Annotated in this window: 20 protein-coding genes and 5 tRNA genes; 13 read left to right on the top strand and 12 right to left on the bottom strand. The window is 34.4% G+C overall.

The genetic code is table 11. From position 1 onward, the window contains the following. Window positions 1-72: 72 nt before the first annotated feature. The 3 genes from A8L32_RS02310 to A8L32_RS02300 form a co-directional block, all read right to left on the bottom strand. Window positions 73-2,568 carry an AsmA-like C-terminal region-containing protein gene (locus A8L32_RS02310; RefSeq protein WP_066627303.1) on the bottom strand — a complete coding sequence of 832 codons (2,496 nt, stop codon included), beginning with the start codon at window positions 2,566-2,568 and terminating at the stop codon, window positions 73-75. Between the two features lie 151 nt (window positions 2,569-2,719). After that, window positions 2,720-3,670, bottom strand: coding sequence for a phosphoribosylaminoimidazolesuccinocarboxamide synthase (locus A8L32_RS02305; RefSeq protein ID WP_066627300.1), 951 nt, complete (start codon window positions 3,668-3,670; stop codon window positions 2,720-2,722). Window positions 3,671-3,702: 32 nt separating this feature from the next. Next, entirely contained in the window at window positions 3,703-4,584 is an 882-nt protein-coding gene (locus tag A8L32_RS02300; protein WP_066627297.1) for an outer membrane protein assembly factor BamD, read from the bottom strand. A 192-nt stretch (window positions 4,585-4,776) separates the two neighbouring features. Here A8L32_RS02300 and A8L32_RS02295 point away from each other — a divergent pair. After that, window positions 4,777-4,852 (top strand) — tRNA-Trp (locus A8L32_RS02295). 42 nt (window positions 4,853-4,894) lie between these two features. Then, a tRNA-Ser gene (locus A8L32_RS02290) sits at window positions 4,895-4,979 on the top strand. 107 nt (window positions 4,980-5,086) lie between these two features. Here A8L32_RS02290 and A8L32_RS02285 read toward each other — a convergent pair. Continuing rightward, the gene (locus A8L32_RS02285) at window positions 5,087-6,610 is read right to left on the bottom strand and encodes a sulfatase (RefSeq protein WP_083631142.1); all 1,524 of its coding nucleotides are present in this window, start codon (window positions 6,608-6,610) and stop codon (window positions 5,087-5,089) included. Between the two features lie 111 nt (window positions 6,611-6,721). Further along, complete coding sequence (locus A8L32_RS02280) at window positions 6,722-8,434, bottom strand: PAS domain-containing sensor histidine kinase (protein ID WP_066627294.1); 1,713 nt, start codon at window positions 8,432-8,434, stop codon at window positions 6,722-6,724. 467 nt (window positions 8,435-8,901) lie between these two features. On the opposite strand from A8L32_RS02280, the gene A8L32_RS02275 reads away from it, so the two are divergent. Both A8L32_RS02275 and A8L32_RS02270 read left to right on the top strand, forming a co-directional pair. Further along, window positions 8,902-9,600: a DUF1361 domain-containing protein gene (locus tag A8L32_RS02275; protein WP_066627291.1), complete on the top strand. Its 699-nt coding sequence runs from the start codon at window positions 8,902-8,904 to the stop codon at window positions 9,598-9,600. A gap of 43 nt (window positions 9,601-9,643) precedes the next feature. Continuing rightward, the gene (locus tag A8L32_RS02270; protein ID WP_143524996.1) at window positions 9,644-10,828 is read left to right on the top strand and encodes a hypothetical protein; all 1,185 of its coding nucleotides are present in this window, start codon (window positions 9,644-9,646) and stop codon (window positions 10,826-10,828) included. Between the two features lie 66 nt (window positions 10,829-10,894). Here A8L32_RS02270 and A8L32_RS02265 read toward each other — a convergent pair whose 3' ends face one another. The 4 genes from A8L32_RS02265 to A8L32_RS02250 form a co-directional block, all read right to left on the bottom strand. Then, on the bottom strand, window positions 10,895-12,160 hold the full coding sequence (locus A8L32_RS02265) for an MFS transporter (protein WP_066627283.1): 1,266 nt from the start codon (window positions 12,158-12,160) through the stop codon (window positions 10,895-10,897). A 184-nt stretch (window positions 12,161-12,344) separates the two neighbouring features. Then, window positions 12,345-13,769 (bottom strand): carbon starvation CstA family protein, encoded by a 1,425-nt coding sequence (locus A8L32_RS02260; protein ID WP_066627280.1) that lies wholly within the window; start codon window positions 13,767-13,769, stop codon window positions 12,345-12,347. A gap of 130 nt (window positions 13,770-13,899) precedes the next feature. Beyond that, window positions 13,900-14,292, bottom strand: a complete 393-nt coding sequence (locus A8L32_RS02255) for a TFIIB-type zinc ribbon-containing protein (protein WP_066627277.1) — start codon at window positions 14,290-14,292, stop codon at window positions 13,900-13,902. Between the two features lie 193 nt (window positions 14,293-14,485). After that, window positions 14,486-15,808, bottom strand: coding sequence for an SPFH domain-containing protein (locus A8L32_RS02250; protein ID WP_066627274.1), 1,323 nt, complete (start codon window positions 15,806-15,808; stop codon window positions 14,486-14,488). A gap of 630 nt (window positions 15,809-16,438) precedes the next feature. Between A8L32_RS02250 and A8L32_RS02245 the strand changes: the two genes are divergently transcribed. Beyond that, window positions 16,439-17,158, top strand: coding sequence for a DUF6261 family protein (locus A8L32_RS02245; protein ID WP_066627272.1), 720 nt, complete (start codon window positions 16,439-16,441; stop codon window positions 17,156-17,158). A 66-nt stretch (window positions 17,159-17,224) separates the two neighbouring features. Here the strand turns inward: A8L32_RS02245 and A8L32_RS02240 are convergent, their stop codons facing one another. After that, the gene (locus A8L32_RS02240; RefSeq protein WP_066627269.1) at window positions 17,225-17,518 is read right to left on the bottom strand and encodes a DUF721 domain-containing protein; all 294 of its coding nucleotides are present in this window, start codon (window positions 17,516-17,518) and stop codon (window positions 17,225-17,227) included. Between the two features lie 2 nt (window positions 17,519-17,520). Next, window positions 17,521-18,624, bottom strand: a complete 1,104-nt coding sequence (gene recF / locus A8L32_RS02235) for a DNA replication/repair protein RecF (RefSeq protein WP_066627267.1) — start codon at window positions 18,622-18,624, stop codon at window positions 17,521-17,523. Between the two features lie 208 nt (window positions 18,625-18,832). Here recF and A8L32_RS02230 point away from each other — a divergent pair, with 208 nt between their 5' ends. From A8L32_RS02230 to A8L32_RS02195, 8 genes are all read left to right on the top strand, one after another. Next, a complete protein-coding gene (locus A8L32_RS02230) occupies window positions 18,833-19,525 on the top strand; it encodes a tetratricopeptide repeat protein (protein WP_066627264.1) in 693 nt (230 codons plus the stop codon). A gap of 79 nt (window positions 19,526-19,604) precedes the next feature. Next, window positions 19,605-20,099, top strand: coding sequence for a 6,7-dimethyl-8-ribityllumazine synthase (gene ribH / locus A8L32_RS02225; RefSeq protein ID WP_066627262.1), 495 nt, complete (start codon window positions 19,605-19,607; stop codon window positions 20,097-20,099). A gap of 23 nt (window positions 20,100-20,122) precedes the next feature. Further along, window positions 20,123-20,205: transfer RNA gene (locus A8L32_RS02220), tRNA-Tyr, on the top strand. 37 nt (window positions 20,206-20,242) lie between these two features. Next, window positions 20,243-20,316: transfer RNA gene (locus tag A8L32_RS02215), tRNA-Thr, on the top strand. A 17-nt stretch (window positions 20,317-20,333) separates the two neighbouring features. Next, window positions 20,334-20,409: transfer RNA gene (locus tag A8L32_RS02210), tRNA-Gly, on the top strand. A gap of 73 nt (window positions 20,410-20,482) precedes the next feature. Further along, window positions 20,483-20,830, top strand: a complete 348-nt coding sequence (locus A8L32_RS02205) for a HopJ type III effector protein (RefSeq protein ID WP_066627260.1) — start codon at window positions 20,483-20,485, stop codon at window positions 20,828-20,830. 257 nt (window positions 20,831-21,087) lie between these two features. Continuing rightward, a complete protein-coding gene (locus A8L32_RS02200) occupies window positions 21,088-21,552 on the top strand; it encodes a hypothetical protein (RefSeq protein ID WP_066627258.1) in 465 nt (154 codons plus the stop codon). A gap of 51 nt (window positions 21,553-21,603) precedes the next feature. After that, window positions 21,604-22,224, top strand: a complete 621-nt coding sequence (locus A8L32_RS02195) for a DEAD/DEAH box helicase (protein ID WP_066627255.1) — start codon at window positions 21,604-21,606, stop codon at window positions 22,222-22,224. 314 nt (window positions 22,225-22,538) lie between these two features. Here the strand turns inward: A8L32_RS02195 and A8L32_RS02190 are convergent, their stop codons facing one another. Then, on the bottom strand, window positions 22,539-26,258 hold the full coding sequence (locus A8L32_RS02190; RefSeq protein WP_066627252.1) for a DEAD/DEAH box helicase: 3,720 nt from the start codon (window positions 26,256-26,258) through the stop codon (window positions 22,539-22,541). Between the last annotated feature and the right edge of the window lie 146 nt (window positions 26,259-26,404).

Raw genomic sequence — 26,404 nt, 5'->3', positions numbered from 1 at the left:
GGTACTATACAAGACTTTCAGAACATTAAAATAAATAGTTTAGGACGCTATTGATTTTAGATATTTTAATACTTACTTCTTCTTTTTCTTTCCAAAGATTCCCTCTAAAGCATTTTTAATATTATCATCCTTAAGAATATCCTTCACAACCTTTTCAGCTTCCTTTTCAACCTCTTTACCAACCTGTTTTTTAGCCTCGGTTAAATCCAAGCTTAACTTAGGATCCTTAGCCGTTCCTTTCACAATTACATCTACCATCACATCATCACCCGAAGAAGCAAAGTTGCCACCTAAAAAGCTCATAGCTCCAGCAATATCTTTACGGGATACCGGAGTTTTTACCACATAATTTAAAGATTGATCGAAACCTTGCTCTCCACTCACAGTTATCTTACTTCCAAACACTTTAGCCGTAAATGGTTCTACAATTATTTTCCCATCCTTCATGATAAAGTTAATATCTAAATCCTCAGCCGTCATCTTACGATATTTATCCTTTTTAAGCAGATCAGCCATATTATTTAACACCTTAGAATTAGATACCTCAATAGATTTAGATTTTATATTTCCACCTCCAGTAATAGAAGCAATATCCGGCATCATATCCTGCTGCAACAAACTATTATACTTAAAATCGGCAGCAATTTTTCCTTTGGAGCTTTTAGCAATAGGCATTAAAGAGTCAATGATACTAAACGAGTTGGCCGTTTTTGTGATATCAATATTAGAAGCATCAAATATAAAATCAACAAATGGCTTCTGCACATTCTGCGTATTGTACTGTCCTGCCATCTTCATTTTACCATCTAACAAATCCATTGAAATACCGTTCAGAACAACTTTTCCATCCCTAACCGTAATCTTACCTTTAGTTTTATCAATTTCTAGTTTATCATATATGATTTTTCCAAAGTATGAAGTAAAAACAAAATCGATATTTTTAGGAACGGCTATTAACTCTAAAGCAGCAGTATCTTCTATTGATTCTGCTGCTTCCAATTCTGAATCTACTAAAAACTCATTTACATTTAACAGATTAGACCTGTGCTTTAGCTTCCCTTTTATCGTTTCGTCTTTAAATACATAAGGCAAGTAATTATCAATATTTCCTTCCAACTCAAAATCCGATTTCCCTACTTTACTAATAAATTTATCCAAGGCAATTCGCTGAGGCGTGAAAGTCATTAACGCTTCACTAATACTAACCAAAGGAAGGTCGGCAGAGGCATATTCAAAACCATCTACTTTCAACTTTCCATTTACATCAACCGCTTCGTAATCTTCACGCTCAATCATGGCCATTTCTCCATTCAAGGTCATATCGGCATCAATCACTCCTTTAATATCAAAACTATCCAACGGAATAGCATCTTTTAAAGTACCTAAATCGATTACCCCAACCATATTTCCGTTAAACTGGGCATTACTAATGGGCGTTTTTAATAATAATGAAGCATCAAAAGGATTTTGTCCTAACTTAAAATGGAAAGTTTGAATATTGGTAATAGTATTATCAGGAGAACCTCCTGGATTATTTACAGCAACATCAATATTAATATCATTGATTGACTTAGGTAAGTCAGGGTATTTTATTTGTCCGTCTAACACCTTTAAAATAGCTGTAAATGCAGGAAGATTTTCTTCATCTTTATATACTCCTTTTGCCGAAGACTCCAAGGTTAAACTACCTTTGGTTTCTACTCCTTCTAAATCCGTTAAAAATTCAGCAGGTACCAAGGCCAATAAAGATTTAAACGAAGTTTCTTTGGCGGCTAACTTAAGGTCTAAATCATAACCCTCATCCAACATACCTACGCTACCGTTAAATCCTAAATTTAAATCGTTCAGTTTTAAATTATTCTCCTTAAAAGTAAATACCATATTGGTCATATCAGCTAAAATACCAGCCTCTAAATTAACCTTTAGTTTATTTAGATATTTAGTACTCTCCATGGTAACACTCACATCTTCAATTGAACTTTCTAATTGCAGATTAGTGGTTGCTGCGGATAAATCTCCCGAAAGATTTAGGTTAAAATTTCGGATTACAGCATCTAAGTCCATGGTTTTATCCACATAAGTAATTACGGCATCCTTTATTTCAAACTGCTCCAGACTTATTCCAAAGGCGCTCGATTCTCCCTCAACTTCCTCTTCCACTTCAAGTTCTTCAGATTCTCTGGTAATTTCCCAATTTACAGTTGAGTCAGCCAAAACCAACGCATTTACAATAGGTTGATCTATTAATATACGCTCTATTGAAACTTGGCCACTTATGGCACTCATTAAATCTGCCGAAAGCACAAAGTCCTTTAAATACACCAAGGTATCGTCTTCAAATTTATCTATCCCAACAACACTTAACTGCGACATGCCTACTGAAAGATTAGGAAAGTCTTTAATTAAAGACAGTGAGAATTTATCCCAATCTACCTTGGCTACTACCTGATTATTTACCTCTTCTTTAACTAAGCTTTCTATTTTACCCTTAAAAAACATAGGTATTACGATCAATAAAAGCAGTACAAAAAGCACTACTCCTCCAAGAATCTTAAAAAACTTCTTCATATGTGTATTATGTTTTATTATTTATGATAATCAAAGTTAATTATTAATTTCTAGCATAATTACAATTTGAAGTGATAATTATAACTTAAGTAAAAATAAAAAAGGGAATTTCGTTGAACGAAATTCCCTTTTACTATGATGTGGACTAAGACTACAGCTTAGCCAAATAATCGTTTACATTTTTATCAATACGATCGATAACATTGTTTACATCGGCCTTAATAAACTTATCGCCTGTAATACTTTCGTATAGTTCAATATAACGCTCGCTTACTTTATTTACAAACTCATCAGTCATTTCAGGTACTTCTTGTCCCTCTTTACCTTGGAATCCATTTTCCATTAACCATTCGCGAACAAACTCTTTTGATAATTGCTTCTGATTTTCACCTTTATCAAAACGCTCTTGGTAACCATCAGCATAAAAATAACGAGAAGAATCAGGTGTATGAATCTCATCGATCAAATATATCTTACCGTCCTTTTTACCGAACTCATATTTAGTATCAACAAGTATTAAACCTTTTTCATTGGCAATTTCTGAACCTCGCTTAAATAACTCCAAAGAGATACGCTCTAACTCTACATAATCCTCTTCCGAAACTAATCCTTGCTTAATAATTTCTTCACGAGAGATATTCTCATCATGCTCACCTTGCTCCGCTTTAGTAGTAGGTGTTAATAATGGTTCAGGAAAAGCTTGATGCTCTTTTAAACCCTCCACCAAAGGTACTCCGCAAATATCACGTCCACCTTCTTTATACAGACGCCACGAGCTACCTGTTAAATAACCACGTACAATCATCTCTACTGGAAATGTTTCGCAGTAATGACCAACAGTTACATTAGGATCCGGAGTAGCAGCCTTCCAGTTAGGTACAATATCAGAAGTCGCATCTAAAAACTTCTCTGCAATCTGGTTCAAAACCTGACCTTTATAAGGAATTCCTTTAGGCAACACAACATCAAACGCCGAAATTCTATCAGAAACCACCATTACTAAATGTTCATCATTGATGTTATATACATCACGAACTTTACCTACATAATGCCCCTTTTGGTTTGGGAAATTGAAATCGTTTTGAACAATTGCTTCACTCATTTCTCAAAAATTATAAATTATATATTAACTGTTTACTTTAATAACTTATCCATTGCCGAAGCCTCTCGCTTCATTTCAAGCCTTAAATATATATTCTTTAAGTATCTGATATACTTTTTCTCTTCGGGACTAACTTTCCTTAAGTCTTCAAACAAATCCTTAGCTACTCTATAGTCAGAAGATACTTTTTTTAAGTCTCGCTTCAAATAAACATAGGCAGTGTAGGTTTTGTTCTTATTATAATTGGCCATTTTACTTTTATATACTTCCTCGGCCTTATTATAGTAGTAAACCGCTTTCCATTCTTTGGCCAAATTGTAATCAGTATTTTCTTTAACTAACTTATTACAATAATCTATTGCCTCCTTCTTTTTTCCCAAAGCATCAAGTGAAGAAACATAAGCCATACTTTGGTTCTCGTTAGGTGAAGTTAATGCACTGTATGTTTCTATTACCTTATTATCATCCTTACTTGCTAAAGCAATATCGAATTGCTCCGTAGATACATAGTTAGAAGCACCTGCATTATTTAAAAAATCGGCATATTTTTCAATAACTACACTTGTTTTTTCCTGTTTACCTTGGGCTTTAACACTGTTTATATATCCTTTTACACCATCTAAAGTAACAGAATCACTTAAAGCGCTCATAAAATAATCAGAGGCTCCTACATAGTTTTTTATATTCAACGCACAATCCGCAGCTTTTAGGTAAATATCATTTGGTACCGCCATTTTAGCTGCCTTGTACTGGTTTATTACTTCAGAAAGTTGAATGTACGCTCTATCATAATCTTGGCCTGCATATGTTGCCAACGCCGCCGTTTTTGAACCTTCAATCTTTTTTAGTGGACTACAAGCAACTAGCATTCCTAATGCTACCCCAAGTACAATCAATCCCTTAAATAATCTCATAAAAAGTGTTTTAATAAAAATCCGTATCTATTATAGTCCTAGTGCCAATTAATTTAAGCGCAAAGATAAAAAAAAGCGTATTGGAAACCAGTCTATTTAGTATTTACAGGAGTTTTTTTTCAATTTAAAGTATGGTAATGTAAAACTTTATTCTACTTTTGTCAGCGCATTTAAAAACAGCTAATGCAAAACACGGATTTAGCTCAGTTGGTAGAGCATTGGTCTCCAAAACCAAGGGTCGGGAGTTCGAGCCTCTCAATCCGTGCCAATTACATCCCGCTTTATGCGGGATTTTTTAATTAATGAATAAGGAGAGGTGACAGAGTGGCCGATCGTGCACGCCTGGAAAGCGTGTGTACCGCAAGGTACCGGGGGTTCGAATCCCCCTCTCTCCGCAGGTAAAAAAAAGAGCTTATCATTTATTTGATAAGCTCTTTTTTTCTCTCAACAAGTAGCAAACTACTGAATTGGATCAGCGGCACAAATTGAATTCCAATCTCATTTATAATTTTAGTATTGAATTTGGAGGTAATGGAACATTATTCGTTTTGCGCCATTGAACCAATTCATTTAACATTTGCTGAGTTATACTTTTTTCTTTATCAGCCAAATTAAAAGACTCTTGTGGGTCCTGAACTAGATTATACAGTTCAAGTTTACCATCTTCAAGATATTGAATTAACTTATAATCATTTTTGCGAATAACAGAACAAGTTCCGTGTCGGCAAATACTTGCTAAATGCCAAAACAGAGGTCTACTTTTAAACAATTCGTTATCCTTATTAAATAATGGAACCATCGAGTTTCCATCCATAGGACCTTCATAATCTTTTACACCTGCTAGGTCAATAAAAGTTGGATAGTAATCTAAACAAGAAACGGCTACTTTAGAACGGCGAGCATTTACCTTGCCTGGCCAATTTATTAATGTTGGAACTCGAATTCCTCCTTCATAAATATATCCTTTTTTTCCTCTCATTAAACGATTATCACTGGCTATTCCATGATATCCATTGTCCGATGAGAATATAATAACCGTATTTTCTCGAAGTCCGCTATTATTCAAATATTCTACAATACGTTGTACATTATTATCTAAGGACTCTATCATAGAAGCGTACTCGGCCATTTTTTCTTTACGTTTACCTTCTACCCCCTGACCTGTGACCTCATCGCCTGCTTTATCCATATACTTTTCAAAAAGCTCTTCACTTCTGCGACGTATTGGTCGGTGAACCGTGTAATAGTTTAAGTTTACAAAAAATGGTTCTTCTTTGTGCTGATCTATAAAGTCAATCGCTTCAGATGTTAACAAATCTGTTAACCACTCACTTTCGTTTTTATTTTCTGGCAAAAATGGATTACTATAAGGAGGACTATATCCACCAGTTTCACTCTTATATCCGCCTATCTCCAATGCAGGATCACCTCTATATGTTCCGCCAACATTTTTTACAAAACCTCTTCTTTCAGGATAGTATTTCATCACCTCAGGTGAACGATGATTCTCAAGCCATGAGAAATCCCAAGGATCAGGCTGTGTTAAACGGCTTTCAAAAGGATAGTCCATCGCTACCTCTTCCTCTGGATATGGCCCAACAATATGATATTTACCCAGGTGAATAGATTTATATCCTTCTTTTTGCATGAGTTCGGCATGTAAGGGATGTTCGAGCCCAACAGTCCAACGCGAGAATATACTTTCCTGATCAGTTCCTTTTTCAAGTACTGGCACAGTATAAACATTTGTTCTGAACGATTGCTTACCCGTAAAAATCGCTGCCCTAGATGGCGAACAAGTTGGGTACATGTATGAATTTTCTAATACAAGCCCATTATTTGCTAATTCATCAATATGAGGTGTTTCATAATATTTAGAACCATTAAATCCAACATCAGCATGGCCTAAATCATCCACCAAAATAAAAACAATATTGGGTTTCTTTGAAGGAGTTTCTTTAGTCTTAGAATCACAAGAACTGCATATCAATGACAAAGAAATAATCGCAATAAAAATATTTTTCATAGTATAATCTGTTTATACAACAAAGTACATTCTTATTATTTGCTGTAATGATTGCCGCGGTACAAAACATGAGTTTAGTAGTACATTTACATATCTGTATATAGTAAAAAACTATACAGGTAAGCGCACAGTAACAATAGTACCTTTGTTTGGCTCAGATTTAAACGAGATGTTGCCATGGTGTTCTTGGATTATATTATAGGTTATCGATAAGCCCAAACCAGTTCCTTCACCAGGCGGTTTGGTTGTAAAAAAAGGATCCGTTATTCTCTTCATATCCTCCTTTGGAATTCCACAACCACTATCACTAATTGAGATTACACAATTGTTATTCTCTAACGAAGTCTTTATTGTTATTTCGCCCTCCCTTTTTATAGACTGAATAGCATTAGTAAGTATGTTTAAAAATACTTGATGTAAATTACCTACATTACCTTTAAACAGAATGTCCCCTTTCCAATAATCTTTAACAATAGCAATATCATCTTCTTGATGTTGCCTAATCATTATTAAACAATTATCAATAATTTCATGAATAGCACAATCCTCATCTATTATTTTACTATCTCTACTAAATTGATTAAGACTTTGGATAATATTTGTCGCCCGCGACAATCCTTCCTTCAAGGCCAATATCGAAATCGTTACATCCTTTTGTGATATATCTTCATTTTTAGAGAAATAATTATTGAGCGTTAAGTATGCTCCACTTATATAATTTAAGGGGTTATTCAATTCGTGTGCAACTCCAGCTGTTAAAATACCTAACGAAGCCATTTTGTCGGCATGTAATAATTGTGTCTGTGTTTTCTTCAAGTTCTCTAGTGTTGACTTAAGTTCGCTGTTCTGCTTTTTAATGATTTCATTCTTCTCAAATAAATCATCATTAATGGTTTTTAACTCCTCATTTACAGCCTCAAGGTCTTCTGTCTTTTCTTTAACAAGTTTTTCAAGATTTTCCTTATGTTGCCTTAATTCTAATTCTATGTTTTTTTTATCTGTAACATCTAAAAATACAACAATACCTGCCGTTATATTTCCTTTGCTATCATAAATTGGTGCCGCATTTGCATTTATCCAATGAACATCACCTGATTTATCTTTTAAAATTAAATCTTCACCAGTTGTTATTTCTCCCTTCATTACTGCTCTGGACAAAGGAAGTTCAAGGGGAGGATAAGGAGTTCCATCTGGCTTGTAGGTCTGCCAGCGCTCACCATGCTTTTCCACATCAATATCTGTTAATAATTCAGACCTTTCGCCTCTTATACCAAAGGCCGCATTATTGGCCACCCTAATATTCACATTAGGAGCATCAGCAATTAAAATGCCTGATGATGATTGAGCGATTGATGCTTCTAATAAATTTTTCGTTTCGAATAACTCTTGCTCCGCCTTTTTCTTTTCATTTATATCTCGTGCTATAGCAATAATATGCTCCTGACCATTTAATTCTACTTTTTTTAAGGAAACTTCAACCCAAAAGATATCCCCCGATTTGGATTTTGACTGCCATTCAAAAAGGTATCTTTCTGTATAATGAGCATTACCTAAGTGAACTTTAGCCTCATCTAATGTATATGGCTTAACATCTGAACTTAAATCAGCCACCGATAGTGTTAACATCTCCTCCTTACTATACCCCAACCGATCAACAACACTTTGATTCACATCAATTATATGACCTTCTTTATTATGAATAAAAATTAGATCATTATTGGACTCGTAAATAAGATGATAGTACTTCTCTCTATGCTTTACTTTATCGAGCTCAGTTTTTAACCGCTCAATTTCTCTCATATATGAATCACGATTTTCTAGCATACAAACGAATCTTTACTATAGAAACAAAGGAAATAGCTCACTATGTATTCTAAAGATATTAAGAAAAGAAATAGAATTCAATATTGTTATAGTAATAAATTCCCGAATTGGACCTAAGTACTTGCTTAAACCTCACTATTACAATTTTCACACATCTCATATCTAATACAATCATTATCTTCAATAAACATACTTTGTCGACCAAATAAACAATTAAATTATTAATTAAATAGCGCAACGATTAAGAGTCCGTAATTAAATCAATAGAACTATCTAGTCCACAATTCAATCAACAAAATCAGATATATAAATCAACACTAAATTTTATATTGTATAATTATTAATATTTCTATAAAATAGAGTCTTTATTTTTTGCATAAAAAAATATTCATAATTACATTGTCATACATTTTGTTTATTGTATTGTTTAATTACAAATATCATCTATAAAACTGGAGGACCTTAATTTGAAGAAAAAAAACAACATTGTTCGCGTTGTACTTATACTAACACTTGCTAATCTTCTTATTCTAGCAATTCGAAACTTAATTGTAGGTAACGACTTTTATTCATTCCTCAGGTCTAACTTATTTATAGGATCAGCCCCAGTAATTACCATCGCTTATTTACTATATCGATTTAATTCTAAAATTAACACTTGGATTTTTTGGTTGGGAACCTTGTTGTGGGTTTTATTTTACCCCAATGCACCTTATATGATTAGTGATTTAATTCACGATAGCCAAGATCCTGCAATTAAGCAAAATGCTGATTTAATTAAGTACGATACTCTAATTATATTTTCCCTAGCTATGCTCTCCGTTTTTTATGGTTTCTTATCCTTAAAAATGATGTATTCTTTATTCAAAAAGAGATACAGTCAGCGATTTGCCAAAATAGCTATACATAGCACACTTATATTAAGCTGTCTGGGTTTTTATATGGGACGAGAATTGCTATCTGCTATTAAATTAGGAAATGGTTATTTATACTCCTGGGAAATATTTTTAGAACCGGTTAAAATATTAAAAATAGTATGGAATTCTCTTTGGCCCATTCAAGAAAACTGGCCAGCGTACGCTATAATGGTTCTATTTGGAGTAATACAGTATTTACTCTTAATCATGTTTTACTTCATTAATAATATTAAGGTAGACGAATATTAAAACTACAACTAACTTATAATTAACTATCTAAAACTTAAACACCATGAGCATAACACGTAAAATGATTTATCTGCTTCTATCCATGGCCGCTATGTTATTTTTGCCTTGGTTAGGTGGATACCTATATTATAATGGTAGCTATCCTGCAGACTTTTTTGCCTATCCTCCGTTAAAACCTATGGATAAGCCTGAGTTTAACTTATTAATATTTTGCGCTATAGCCATAGTATGTGCGGGCATTGCCGCAGTATATATTGTGCCAAAGTTATTTGGTTTTAAAAAAGTAGAAATCAGAGACCTTCCTGAAATAAAGAAAGCCAAATTACCTTACTGGTTTTGGTTCGGGTTATTATGCTGGGGGACTTCATTAACTTTTTTAAGTCTGCACCTTAAACAGCCAGCCTGGTTTATACACTGGAGCGACTTCCCTCTTTTTTGGGGAGCGGTATTAATTTTGGATGGAATAGTATATAGAAGAACGGGTGGCAACTCATTGGTAGCAAAAATACCCCAAGAACTAATTGGTATTGGAATTGCATCCATGACTGGTTGGATGATTTTTGAATTTATGAACTTTTTTGTGGATGATAACTGGTATTATCCATGGGGTAACATTCTGGATAGAGAAGAGTTTTTGTTATATGCTTTTGTTATTTCATCTGGATTATTACCATTAGCATTTGAATGGTACCTATTATTTATGACCTTTCCAAAATTTGCCAATCGTTTTAAAAACGGCATTAAAATAAACTTAAATAACTTAGTGAAAAACACATTACTAATTGGGTCATTAGTTTCAATGTTTGCTGCAGGACTTTTTCCTGATAAATTATTCTTTATTTTATGGGTATCTCCTCCCGTAATTTTAGGGGTAGTTTTAAATAAGATAAAAGTATGGACGCCTTTTGACTCTATTAAAGAAGGTAATTGGGGACCAGTATTACTATCCGCTTTAACCTATTTTGTAGCAGGATTTACCCTTGAAGGACAAAATTATTTGAGCGCCATTCATGATGGACAAGTAGCCCTGTTTACTAATGATCCCGCATATTGGCAATACAGTTTACCTTACGTAAACGCTTTTCATGTTTTTGAAATGCCCATTCTGGGATATTTTGGATACTTACCTTTTGGAGTTTATTGTTGGTTATGGTGGATTGCTTGTGCAACTTTATTAAATATTCCAGCTAAATTTCTTAAAGCAAACCCTTTAAATTTTAAAATATAAACACACAAAAAAAGACAGAACCAATAAGCGTATCTCTTGATTGGTTCTGCCTTATATATCAAATATCTAGGCTTCCTTTTTAAATGTTTCTTTTAATAAAATAGCGCAAACCACCGCTACGATAAAAGCTATAGGCATTACCCAAATTGCGTTCTGAAAGGCACTTTGCAATTGCGCAGCACTAGCCCCCTCTCCTCCACCAAACTGAGTAACTAATTGACCAAACAAAGGTTGCCCAATGGCTCCTATTCCCATTAAAATAACCGCTGATAACCCATTGGCAGTACCCAATACTCTATCTTGATTTGACTCTGCTATTACAGGGTAACCTATACTTTGTGCCGCTGTTAATATACCCAATAGTAAAAACAATACATAAAATAATCCTGCACTGTTTGAGGGTGGAAAAATAATTATGAACATCACTAATAAGGAAAGTATACCTCCTCCAATCATGGCCAGTTTTCTGGATTTAATTTTATCCGAAATCCAACCACAAATAGGTGAACCAATCATAGTGCCAATAAAAATCATTCCAATAATACCAGTATATGTAGCTTCCGAAAAGTCTGGGTTTACAAATTTAAGATAGGTAGTTCCCCATACCGCTCCTAATAATAAAACGGATAGATTTAATAATCCTATATATAAACCTGCCAACCAATTCTGTTTATTTTTAGCAGCTAATTTTAAACCTTCCATTACAGATATAGAATCCACTTGACTAAGCTCTTCTGAAGACTCTTCTGGAAAATCTTTTAAAAATAGTAAGGCTAAAATAAATATAACAAACCCCAATGAACCATTAATCACCATAGTAGTTTCGCCACCCAACGTTTTAATTAAAGCTAACATTGGCGCTCCAGAAACCCATCCTCCAAACACCGCAAAAGTTAATAACAAACCTGCTACCAAGGCCAGTTTACGTGATGGAAACCAGCGCGGTGCCAAACGGAATGGGGCCATAAATGCCACACAATGTGCAATACCCATAATAAACCTTAAAACCATGGCCACATAAACATTAGTTGTAAAGGTTAAACCAAATACACTAACCACCATAATTGCAATCATCGCTATCACGGTTTTACGAACGGATATTTTATCCAAAAGTAAACCTATAGGAATTAAAAGGAGAACGGTTCCGTATAGAAATGTTCCCGCAAAATTACCAAATTCAGTCGTTGTTTTTAAAGATAGTACTTCCATAAAGTATTCCTTCATGGCCTCTGTACTGAACAACGTCATCTGAATAAAACTGTAAAAGAAAAATGCTCCTGCGGTAAAAACTACCAACGATGAGCGTGTAGAATTAAAACTTTTGTTTTCCATTATTATAGAATTAATTAACCTTCAATATTTCTATAAAAATAACATCAAACCAAGCCCTAATCATAAAATAATTTACCCACTTTATGCTCTATTTTATCCAATCCGTTTAGCCATAAAAGTAAAAAAGCCCCTATCGAATTAACATATCGATAGGGGCTATTAATCCAAGCTTAATTCTTATTCTTTATTCCGAAACTTCTGGCTTTTTAATCAAAAACAAATAGCTAACCATAGCTATAATTCCTGCCAAAACACCTACAGTATAGGATATTTCCTGACTTAGATTGAATCCTTCTGGCGCAATTAATATATAACTAGTCACCACCGAAGTCATGAATATGGCTGGAATTAGAACAAACCAAAACTTACCCGTTGTTTTTCGCATATACACTGCAGCAGTCCATAATACAAAAACTGATAAGGTTTGATTGGCCCAGCCAAAATAACGCCATACCACACTAAAATCTATTTGTGTTAACAATATAGCCACAGCAAAAATAGGAACGGTTACATACAACCTCTGTATCAGCTTTCCTTGTTGAATATTAAAAGAATCGGCAATGGTTAATCGGGCACTTCTAAATGCGGTATCACCCGAGGTAATAGGAGCTGCCACCACACCAATTAAAGCTAATATTCCGCCAACCTTACCCAATAAGGTATTACATATTTTATTTACCGCCCAAGCAACATCTTGGTTGGGTTGACTTAACGTTTGGCCTAATTCCTTAACTCCTCCAAAAAATGACATGGCAATAGCAGCCCAAATTAAAGCTACAATTCCTTCTGCTATCATGGCACCAAAAAATATTCGCTTGCCATCTCTTTCATTGGGTAAACACCTAGCCATTAATGGAGATTGTGTGGAGTGAAAACCAGAAACAGCTCCACATGCTATGGTGATAAACAACAAAGGATATATTGGAAATTTAGATGAATCGGCATGCATATTGGTTATATTTTCAGGAACCAATTCTGGCACTTCAAAGCCACCCAATACCATAGTAATGGTAATACCTAAAGCCATTATTAATAAACTAAGGCCAAAAATAGGATAAATCTTACCAATTAGCTTGTCAATAGGAATCATAGTGGCCAATAGGTAATATATAAATATTCCCACCACTAACCAGGTTACATCCCACTGTGTAATTCCATGCAAAATAGAAGCTGGACCTTTTACAAACACAACACCCACAATAATCAACAGCCCCACGGCAAATATGCGCATAAAGTTTTTGGCACCCTTACCTAGATACATACCTACAATTTCAGGAATGCTAGCTCCTTTATGTCGAATGGATAACATACCTGAGAAGTAATCATGAACAGAACCAATAAAAATACAGCCAACCACTATCCAAATAAATGCTACAGGCCCCCATAACGCACCTGCAATAGCTCCAAAAATGGGTCCTAAACCTGCAATATTTAAAAACTGAATTAAAAATATTTTACCATTGCTTAACGGAACAAAATCAACTCCATCATTCTGAGTAATAGCCGGTGTTGGTCTATTAGCATCTGCTCCAAATTGCTTTTCAATAAATCCTCCGTAAATAAAGTATGCCGCGACTAGAATGGCAACGCAAATAAAAAAAGTAATCATTTAATGTAAATTTAGATTTTAATTAAGGTATTCTTGTTTATCTTAATTGGCAAGTAATCACCCTAATTTATCATAGCCATAGCTCGTAGTAAATTATATGTATTTCAGAATAAAACTAAGACTTAACAAACTAATCTCCAAGAGCAACCCATTTTAACAACTTACCTATAGTAACAAAGTAATTTTCTTTTTGAATAGCTTCTAGCTCTCCTTTATCCAACCAAATTCCTTTGCAGCTTGCACAGTAATCTATAATCACTTTTTTATCTCTACGATGTTCCACTTTTTGCATAAAGTGTTGACTATCACAACTAGGACACTGTAAAGGTGTTAGCTGATCTGTTTTATTTGGTATTTTTCTAATTTCTAAAATGATTGGCTCTATGAGACCTTCAACTTGAGCTAATTCACCTTTATCAAACCATTTACCACCGCAAGCAGTGCAGCAATCTACCTGAATACTTACGTTTATATCTTTAATTGTTTCTTCTTCTAATGAAGATTTACATCTTGGACAGTTCATATTTTATAATATTTAAGGATATGCAAATTAGTGAAATGTATTATAATCACAAGTTAAATAAGCCATTGTTTAACGCAAAAAAGACGAATCAATTATTGACTCGTCTTTTCTTGATTAACCATTGAATGAAAGCACCCATAGCCTCATTTACGCTTGTCTAACTATTGTGCTTTCTAATATGCCCGTTGCCATATTATTTTTTTGTGGTTTGTAATTGTTTAGCCATTGCTGCTCCAATTAAACTTTCTAATGGAGTTCCTCCTTTTGAGTTGCCTCCCATTATCATTGTTTCTGGGAATTTGATTTTAGATATTTCTGCAGCTACTTTTACATCTCTATCCAATTCCATTTGAAGTTTAACTTCTGGAGTAATACCAGCACTTACTTTTCTTGATATTTCGTAAGCCTCAGCGTCTGCTGTTACTTTTTTCTTGCTGGCTAACAGACGTTCAGTTTCTAGTGCAATGGCCGCTAATTTTTTATTTGTTTCTTCCTGTTTAAGTTTAGTTTCTATGGCAATAAGTGCTTTAACTTGTTCTTTTTCCTGTGTAACTCTCTCTTCGGCTTTATCTCTCTCCCCTTGAGCTACGATACGTTGCTGTTCGGCTTTTGCAGTCTCAATCATTTGCTGTTCTAATTGTCTTTTTGCCGACTCATCACGTTGAGCTTCTAATCTTTGCTTAAAGGTTGCCTCCAGGTCAATTTTATCTACAATTACTTGCGATACAATAATGTTATTCTCCGATAGCTCATGAGGTATTCTTTTAGGAATTCCATCTTTCATAATCTTCTCTACAATATAACTGGTCTGGATCTCTTTTATCGACCTGTCTCTTTGGGTCATATTAATATTGTTGAAGATAGTATCCTTAACCTCAATTTTATTCACTGCATAAGTACCTTCTTTTAGCTGCTCTTCAAAGGTTTGACGAAAGGACTGGGCTTCTCCAGAAATATAATTCTGTGCAGCAAACATATAACCGGTATTTATCAACTGCTCTCTAACCGTAGGTATAATAGTATTATTTACCAGATTACTCATGGTTCTATACTTCACCGCTAGTTTTATAAACGATGGTGTATCTTGTGGAAGCTGAAAACGCAAAGATACATGTCCATTAGCCGTTACTTGATCTATAAAACGGACAGGCACCGGTTGCATTACCCCTTCCAACTCATCAATATCCGATTCGGTTTCTTTACTAACCACCTTAACATCAATATATTTTTGCCATTTATCTATTTTTGCAAAACCACGCCATTTAATCCCTTGCTCCATCACCGCACTCATTTTACCTGTTGGTGATACTAGTAAATAATTAAATCCTCTGTCGGCAAAAAAGAACAAAGACTGCAGTAACATTAAAACTATTCCTACGCCAATTAAAATATGGCCATGTTTTTTCTTTACCCCTCGTAATATTTCAGGAAACTTCTTTCCAGGTTTATCTAATTTTGAAAATATGTATGCTGCCACTCCAGCAACTAGCACTAAAAATCCAATAAATGTAGTCATGAGTTTAATAATTTAGTTTAAAATTTAAGTTGATTTACTCCAAAATTTTTAATCGCTAGCGAAGCATATATTTTGTAATTATGTTTCTTATTCAAATGTAAAACGAAGTTTTTAATTCATTGTGCTAGGAGGCTGATAAAAACAATTTTTCGTGCACATTGCTTACCACATTTTATCTTCAAATAATTTCTTCAAGCAACTTAAACTTAAGAACAAACACAAAACATAATCCGCACCTACATTAGGATACAAGAATTAATACTTTACAAACTCGAGCTATAAACCCATTCCTAAAAACGCTAAATATCTCAATTATAATATAGCTTGCAGACCGTATAAAAAAGAAAGTCAAAAGGAACATATTTAGCTATTCATAATGATCATATAAATACACTTTATATACCATAGTCGACCACCAGATTGATTCAAAAACTGATTTAATACCTCCAATAGATATCCATAGCAATATAAAAGATGATTGTAGGCCTATTTATAGTTTGAACTAGGCCAGTATTGGAGGCATAATGAAGTACATTGTCATTTAAACATGCTTACTTGAATAAATTTTTTAAGTAATTTATCTTCAAATTATTTAAATTAGCCTCCTGAACATATTCTGATTATAACTCTATGATTGCGCTAATAAATTACCGAAGTACCGTTGAAGAAATAAATACAACCTCTACGTCAATTTTAAATACCTTATCGAGCTCCGATTTTTCAGACGATAAATATTTAACTGAAACCATTAAGGAAATAGCTTCCTTAAACTTAAAAATGACGGAAACCTTAAAGGAAGAGATTGTAAAAAGCACTTTGGCACCTTTGGATGCACAACGCGATAAATCGGCTCGTGTAATCTTTTTAGAAATAAAATCGAAACTATTATGGCCGAATCCAGAAACTGTTGCAGCTGCTCAAGAAGTTTCGAACATATTAGACAATTACGGTATGGAGGTTCTAAATATGAGTTATAGTGCAGAGTCGGCCAATATTAATGCTTTGCTGAATGATTTAAAAAAGACCAGTCTGGCACCTAGTTTAGCTAAACTACACGAATTTGACACCCTTATTTCACAACTGGAAAAAGACCAGCAGATATTTGAGAGTGCATTTCAAGATTATATCTCAAGAAAAGCTGAGCAAAGTAAAATGTTATCCGCGGGCAAAATTGGAGAAATGGTAAAATCACTCATCAATAAAGATTTAAATAAATATATTGATGTGATGGCCACTGTTAAACCTAAGCTATATCGAGAATCTGCAGAAAAGATTGATACTATTATAAAGGATAATAATGCTAAGGTTAAAACGCGTATTAATAAGTTGAAGGAAAAAGAACCGATTTAGTGGTTTCCTGCCGAACAGACTTCTCAGGTTTCTATAACCTAGAAGTTTCACATATTACATAAAACCTTAACGAATAACGATGGCAGTAACTATCTGATGACCTACTTCTTCGTTCATGGCTATCATTATTTTATCTTTCAACATTAATAACTCGTTGCGCATTACACTTGAGTTTATACTTAAATACAAGGTGCCTCTATCCATATAAATAGTTGTAGTAGCACGTGCCACTGTTTTGCCAATTACCTTTTCCCAAGATCTAACCACACGGTTTTCGAGCATTTTATGATCCAAATTTTTATTCTTCTCTAAAAACTCCTTGATAATCGACTTTATATGTTGAGCATTTTTCCTTTCCATCACTATTGTTGTTTAAATTCTCCGTCTTCCACCATGAAAATGCGAGACTCTTTGTTTATTTTCCTTAATACAGGCTTAATACGGTTCAACTGTGTATCTGTAATAAATATCTGATTAAAAAAGTCACCTCCAACCAATTCTATTAAACGGTCTCCTCTTTGTGTATCCAACTTATCAAATATATCATCGAGTAAAAGCAATGGTTTACGATTTTTATGTTCCGCTAAAAACTTAAACTGCCCTAGCTTTAAGGCAATTAAAAATGTTTTTTTCTGTCCTTGCGAACCCATCTTTTTAATCGGATATCCTCCAATTCTAAAATCAACATCATCTTTATGAACCCCTTTAGTGCTATAACCCAATATCATATCGCGTTCGCGAGATTCTCGTAGCGCAACTTCAAAATCATCATCATTTAAATGAGATTTATAGGCAAACTCCACCACTTCTTTTTCTCCCGAAATGAAATTATACATTTCTAAAAACACAGGTTTTAACTCATCTAAAAACAAAGCTCGGGCTTTGGATATTTTTTTTCCAAGTTCAAGAATCTGAAAATCCCATACATCTAGCATATCATGCGCCGCTTTATTTAAAGCCTTTAAATTCTTTAAATAAACATTACGCTGAGAAATAACTCTGTTGTAATTAATTAAATGTTCTAAATAGGCTCTATCATATTGCGAAATAACACTATCAATATATTTTCGTCTCTGCTCACTACCTTCAACTATCAGCCTTTCATCCTGTGGCGAAATCATTACTAAAGGCAGTAAACCAATATGATTAGATAGTTTATCGTACTCCTTTTTATTGCGTTTAAATTGTTTTTTCACACCTTTCTTTAAGCCACAATAAACATGCTCTTTCTCATCATTTAAATTATAAGTACCTTGTATAACAAAGAAATCATGCTCATGCCTAATATTCTGACTATCTATAGGATTAAAAAAACTTTTACAAAACGACATATAATAGATGGCATCCAACATATTTGTTTTACCAGCTCCATTAGAACCAATAAAACAGTTGATACCCTCGCATAATTCGAGTTGTGCAAGTTCAATATTTTTAAAATTAATAAGGTGTAAATGTTTTAAAAACATACAGGATCCGCTTTAGGATCGCAAATGTAATCAATCTTGAATTAAATCGTGATACAAATTAAAAATGGAAGAATTGTTTACGTGTAGAAGAATTGAAAATCTTTTTATTGCAATATTTTTAATAAAACTGTTAAAGAAATGCAATCTCATATTTTGATTTTTTGTTAAAACAACTACATTTGCGTAGCAATAAAAAATATACAAATTCATGTCGAATAAAGAAAAAGAGTATGCCACAGAAACTGGCATGGAAAACGTGGAACAGGCGTTAAGTAAGTCTGAACAGTTTATTGAAGATAACCAGAAAGTTCTAACCATAATCATGTTTGCCGTAATTATTGTAATCGGTGGATATTGGGGAGCTAAAAAATTATATTTTGCACCACAAGAACAACAAGCGCAAATTGAAATATTTGCCGCTCAAAACTATTTTGAGAGAGATAGCTTTAAATTAGCTTTAAATGGTGACGGAATGAATCTAGGATTTCTAGCTATTTCTGAAGATTATGGTATGACTAAGCCGGGTAAATTGGCTAAGTATTATGCTGGTGTATCTTATTTACATTTAGGTCAGTTTGATGATGCTATTGACTTTCTAGGTGGTTTTTCGTCGGGTGATGAATTGCTAAACGCAACGGCTAAAGGTGCTTTAGGTGATGCATATCTTGAAAAAGGCGATGTAAACGCTGCTATTAGCAACTACAAAAGTGCAGGCGATGTAGACAATATGGTTATTGCTCCTACTTACCTATTAAAATTAGGTTTAGTTTACGAAGAGCAAAAACAATATACAGATGCTGTTGAAGCCTACGAAACGATTAAAAATGATTTTAAAACTTCAATTGAAGCCCGAAGCATTGATAAATATATTACTAGAGCTCAGATTTTAGCGAGTAAGTAATAAAGAAATTAAAATTAAATGTAAAAGAGGTTGTCAGTTATGGCAACCTCTTTTATTTTTGTAGCTTAAAATAAAAGATATGGCAACCAGTTTAAAAAACCTGTCGGATTACGACAAAAGCAAAATGCCTTCTGCGGCTAATATGAAATTTGGTATTGTAGTGGCCGAATGGAACGAAGAAATTACAGAAGCACTATCTGATGGTGCATACAATACTTTAATTCAAAATGGAGCTAACCCAGATAATATCATTAAAAAATATGTTCCTGGTAGTTTTGAACTAACAAAAGGAGCTCAATATATGGCAGAACATACCGATGTTGATGCTGTGATATGTTTGGGTTGTGTTATTCAAGGAGACACTCCACATTTTGATTTTGTATGCGATGGTGTAACTCAAGGTATGACCAGATTAAATTTAGACTATCCGATACCATTTATTTTTGGTTTATTGACAACACTTAACTTACAGCAAGCCAAAGACAGAGCAGGTGGAAAGCACGGAAACAAAGGCGACGAAGGTGCAATTACTGCAATAAAAATGGTAGATATGGGTTGGAGTTTAAAAAAATAATTTTACATTTGCATCCGCAATTGGGGCAGATACCAAAGCGGCCAACTGGGACGGACTGTAACTCCGTTGTCTTTCGACTTCGCAGGTTCGAATCCTGCTCTGCCCACTTGAAACTAACAAACGGTTAGTTAGGACAACATTTTGCCAATATAGCTCAGTTGGCTAGAGCAGCTGATTTGTAATCAGCAGGTCGCGGGTTCGAGTCCCACTATTGGCTCTAAAATATTATTTAATGCGAAAGTAGCTCAGTTGATAGAGCATCAGCCTTCCACGCTGAGGGTCGCGGGTTTGAGCCCCGTCTTTCGCTCCAAGGAAAGCCATTCGATTTATTTCGAGTGGCTTTTTTGATTTCAGAACAGTTAACAAATAATCGATATACAACAATGAATCTAATTACATTTAAAGAAAAGCTAAGCAATCAGCCAACGGAAATAGAATTTACAGATACAATGGCTGTTATTGACGAGAATTATGAATTTACGCCTACTGCATTTGTTAATGGAGATACGAATAACAAGGCTAATGAGAATAACGGTTCTTGTAAATTATTTGCTTTTGCACAACTTCAAAATTTATCGACAGAGCAAACTTTGCATTGTTTTGGTAAATATTACACAAAAGATGTACTGAAAAACCCCGAAGGAAACGACCACCAAAACATCAGAAACTTTATTCAATACGGTTGGGAAGGAATCAAATTTGAAGGTAACGCTCTAAAAAGCAAAAATTAAGAAGCCATTGCCCGAAAGTCGAATTTCTTCGTCACCTTCTTTTTGAAAATAGTTATTTACAAAAAGAACAAACCTTGAACATTAACTTTTCGATTCAAACACTAAGCATATATAGTGTTAAACTCATATATCAGGGATTCTGTTTAAAAAAGCTGAATCCCTTTTTTATTCCTTAAAATTCAATAATAATCTCTATTGACAATAATCTTTTTTGGTATTTGTACGTTTAACAAGTATCAAGAATAAAAGAGTACGCTATGACATTTGATAAAGAAAGGAGATTAAACCAGCTATTTGCCGACTTTAAAAGAACGGATCAGTTCTATGCAAAGTTTAAATCTGAATTTGAAGAGCTCATCTTCGATATTATTCTTGATTATTACCCTCACTTCTCACAAAAGGATATTCTGGAAGAAATGATAGGTATATACGCTTCTGAAGTATTGAGTGCAACCGAGTCTGTTATTGATAAAGACAAGAATTACCCTGATTTTCGTAAAGAAGAAGAATTAGGCTATTTAAACAGATTACTGACCAAAGAAAAGGCCATGGTTACCGAGAGTGAATTTTCGGACACCATACATCTTAAAGTAAAAGAAATAGCCGTGATGCATTATCCTGCTATTTCCGATTTATCTACGCATGGTTTTAGATTGTTGGAGCGCAATATGAAAATGCACTTATACCGCTTTACTTCCGAATTTATATCATTTGTTAAATAATTAGCTTATTTTATTTACTTTTGCGGCTTCTGAGAAATAAACATCACAATAATGAAACTAAAAAAGTTACTTCCTGAGTTAGTATCTGGAATTATTAATGCTGGTTTTGATAAAGAACCAAAGCAAATTCAAACGGATTCTATTCCTAAAATTAAAGCTGGGTCTGACTTAGTGATGGTTTCTCCTAAAGATACTGGAAAATCTGCCGCTATAGTAATTGGAACTATCCAGTTGCTCAAAAAACCATTTGAGGAAGCCCCCCGAGCTATTATCATTACTTCTACAAAAGAAAAAGCCTTTGAAATGGAAGAGCAGTTTGCCATACTAGGCAAACAGTGCAAATTACGCACCTTTGTGGCTTTCGATAAGGGAATTATCCAATATCAGAAAGATGAGATTTATGACGGCTTAGATGTATTAATTTGCACTCCTAAACGATTAACTGAGCTGATTAATATTAATGGTGTACCTATGACGAAAATTAGCCTTATTGTTATGGATGATGCCGACACACTTATAACAAACCGTTTTCATTCTATCATATACAGAATTGCCGAAGGTGTAAAAAAAGCACAATTGATTATTGCGGGTGATAGCTGGCACAACAAATTCGATGATTTAATCGACCGCATTCTTAAAAATCCCGTTATTATTGAGGGGAAAGATGAGTAGACAGTGTGCAGTTAGCAGTACTCAGTTAGTAGTAAACGGTATTCGGTTAAAAATAAACCGTATTCTGTAAATAGTATTCAGTAAACAGCAATAAGTCTTTAACAACTCAAAACACATAGCCCCAGCGGTTCAAAAGCATTACCTAGTCCTTAAGACTAGGTTTCATCATCATTATTCATCCGACGCATCACCAACTTCTATGCAAAATACTAAACAACTTTGCGTCGGAAACTATTCTCCATCAAAATAAATATATTCAGCAAGCTGCAAGTAACTGCCTACTGAATACTGGCTACTGCCCACTAAACTTCTTTTTAAGAAAACAACTCTTTAATATCGTCGGCCTGAATGGTTTTCATGATATTTTCATCCGTTTGAACGATGTCTCCTGCAATTTTCTTCTTCTTGCTTTGTAGCTGAAGTATTTTTTCTTCCACCGTATCTTTACAAATCATACGATAAGCAAATACCTTTTTATCCTGTCCAATCCTATAACAACGGTCAATGGCTTGATTTTCTACCGCAGGATTCCACCAAGGATCTACAATATAAACGTAATCGGCAGCCGTTAAATTCAGTCCTGTACCTCCCGCTTTTAAGCTAATTAAGAAAACACGTAAGTCGTCATTCTCCTGAAAGTTATTGACAGAACGCTCTCTTTGCACCGTTGAACTTTGTCCATCTAAATATTCGTAAGCAATATTTCTGCGATTTAGCTCCGTTTTAATCAATCCTAACATCTTAACAAACTGCGAGAAAATTAGAATTTTATGATTGGCTGTTTTATCCGTAATATGCTGAACTATCTCTTTAATTTTAATGGATTCGGTGCTTTTAATGCTATCATCATTTAATAAAGCTGGCGAATCACAAATCTGACGCATTCTGGTAAGCGCCTCTAGTACCATTAATTTTGATTTTTCAATACCATTGCTTTCAATCTGCTCTAACAACTGATTTTTAAAATCATTTCTATAGGCATCATATACTTTACGCTGCTCGCTTTCCATTTCGCAGTAAATCACATCCTCGGTCTTCTGCGGTAGTTCCGAAGCCACTTTCTCCTTGGTTCTTCTTAGGATAAACGGATTAATTAAACGCTGTAATTCGGCAGCAATATTGTCGTCTCCTTCTTTATCAATAGCATTAGAAAATTGCGAACGGAATCCTGTTGCTCCTCCAAAAAAGCCTTTATTCACAAAGCTCATCTGCGCATATAAATCAAAAGTGCTATTTTCGATAGGCGTACCTGACAAAGCAATTCGGTTGTTGGCCTGAATTAAATTGACCGACTTAAAACGTCGCGATGCTGGGTTTTTAATGGCCTGCGACTCATCCAATACAGCATAGTTAAATCTAAACTGACTTATCATTTCTATATCGCGCAGTAAAACACCATAGGTGGTAAAAACCACATCGTATTCCGAAAATAGATTCACATCCTTTGTACGATTGATTCCGTAATGATAATAGGCGTTTATTTTGGGAGCAAATTTAGCAATCTCATTCTGCCAGTTAAACAATAAGGTAGTTGGCACCACAACAATACTTGGCGTTTTATCCTTATTTAAAATATGCTGCAAAAAGGTAAGAATCTGTAATGTTTTACCCAATCCCATATCATCAGCTAAAATACCACCCCATCCCATTTCATCGAGGAAGTTAAGCCAATTTAAACCTTCCTTTTGGTAGGTCCTTAACTCTGCATTTATCTCCGCAGGTACAACCGTTTCCTCTATTTGTGTGAAGTTAGCTAAGCGACGACGTTTCTCTGCAATATCATTTAATATCTGAGCATCATCAATATCCTCAAATAATTCATCAATAACTGCAAAACGCATTTTCGATACCGAAAGTTTATCGCCTTTTACTTCTCCATGTCTAAAGAATTTTTCTAGTTTATGTAACCACTCATTGGGCAACATTCCCACACTTCCATCCTTTAACTGAATATATTTTTGCTTGTTCAATACCGCTTTTTTAATATCCGCTAAACGAACCTGTGTATCTCCAAAGCTTACTTTTACATCTACTTCAAACCAATCTTGTCCGCTAGAAATATTAGTACTTACTTTGCCTGCAAACGGCGAGTATTTAAAGTTTTTAAGTTCTTTAAGCCCAAAAATTTCTACTTCTAAATTTTGCATTTGCTCAAAGAAGCGGTAAAACCACATATCTTCGGTAAACGTATCGTAATGCAAGTAAAAACGTTTGTCTTCTTTTTGTTCTTCAAAGTATGGATGAAGCTCAGCAACGGTATTTACAAAATCCTCTTCTAGCTCCAGATTACGTTTGTACTCGGTTACTTCTCCATTTTCATCTACCAACACATTACCCGACTGATTTAGCATCACCGAAACACCATTATGATATTCCACTTGTGGTGTGATAATTAAAAAGTCGTGCATTTCTGAAAGAAACACCTGTTTTTTATTAAAATCAAGCTCTACCGATTCAATCTCGAAACCAGAATTTCCAAAGTCAATTTCAAAATTCTTTGACAATGGCATCATAATTTCGTTGAAAAAATGCTGTCGGTGCGATTTAACCATCTTTAAATCCTGACGCCACATTTCTACATGGCGAGCTACATTGTAGCTTACTGGAACACTCACCTTTCCTTTATATAAATATGCTTTGGCTTGCCTATAAAACAAGTCTATTTCATTGGCATTAACTGTTTCTCCATCTATCTGAAGTAATAAACGTAAGCCCACAAAAGTATCATCCTGAAAAGCCAAATATTTTGCCGTAACAGGTTGCTTTAATACTTGTGTTTGGTATAATTCAGATTTTTTTAGCTTAAACTCACTTAACGAACGATAATGAACCACCCTTTCTTTTGCCAAAAGATGAATTATTTGCCTTTTAATAGCAAACTCATTCTTTTTAGATTGTGTAGCCTCTAAACGCTGAACACACTTGATGATTTCCTGGGCATTCTTCGTAATTTTTACCTTCTCAATATCCTCGTATTCATCCCAACGCTCAATATGACTGGTAAGCTGCGTTTTATCTTTATTTGGTTTTCCTACGGCTGGAATAATGGTAAATGAAGCTTCTCCATCATATTCTTCGTACTCATCCTGATTATATTGAATAATAAAACCCAACACACGTTCCTCATTTTTTCGAGGAATGTCATCCAACATCAAGTCGTCCTTATTCAATTCATCTACCAAACTTCGGAAACTTGTTTTTATATGTGGATTAATAGAGAGCAATCCAACTTGGTCGGGTCTGAAATTAAATATCAAACCACTTTCTGGATGGAAACAATAAGTAAAGTACTTACCAAAATCTTCATCCTTCGAGAGGCCATAATTTTCTAGGCTTTCTTTTTTCTTATCTTCAATTTTATCGGTGAATAAAATCTCTAATAAATCGGGATTAGCCGAACGAGCAATTAACAACAATGTATGCGCCTCTACCTTATTTAATTTAGGAATAGGCTTTTTGCTGCTGCTAGATATATATATGCGTTCGTTAATACACTTAATAGTAGCAAATTGCTTATCGTAATAACTGGCATACTCAAAGGTAATTTCGTTATCTCCAAAAATTACATCCTCCAATAATAGGTTATTATATCCATGTAAGATATCGTTAATAACACTAACCGAAGTATTGTCTTCAATATCGTCTACTGAAATAAAACGATGTTTTTCGTATAGATAGCCATGACTGGTACGCAACGATGAATGCACTGCTGCAGTTTCGGGGCTTACGCCTGGTTTATGCTCTCCCCCATCTTTAATATACATGAGTGAGGCCACCGAATGTTCGCAAATACTTCCCCATGTAGAGGCGCACGAACAAGTCGTTTTTAAATCATTTCTGTTTAAATCTCTAATATTAACAGAAAACAGTTGCGCACCTTGCACATGAAAGTGCCAGGTATCCGAAGCCTTATTGGCATATTTAAGTGAAACTTCACCGTTATTATAAATTTGTTTACCCTGCTCAATCACTTGTGCAGAAGCCTTTAAACTAATAAAACGATCAATATAATCGTGATTATCTGATGGAGACATAATATACCTGTAGCAAAATTAAGGCTGCAAAGATACTAAGAGCTATTGGCTTAATAAACTTTCTTTTTTAATATATATTGCTACTTAAAACAATCTTTGAGATATAAAAGAAAAAAGGCACTCTCGTAACGAAAATGCCTTAATTA

It is taken from the genome of Labilibacter marinus (assembly GCF_001659685.2).
Taxonomy (GTDB): Bacteria; Bacteroidota; Bacteroidia; order Bacteroidales; family Marinilabiliaceae; genus Saccharicrinis; species Saccharicrinis marinus.
This window is presented reverse-complemented; position numbering and strand designations above follow the sequence as displayed.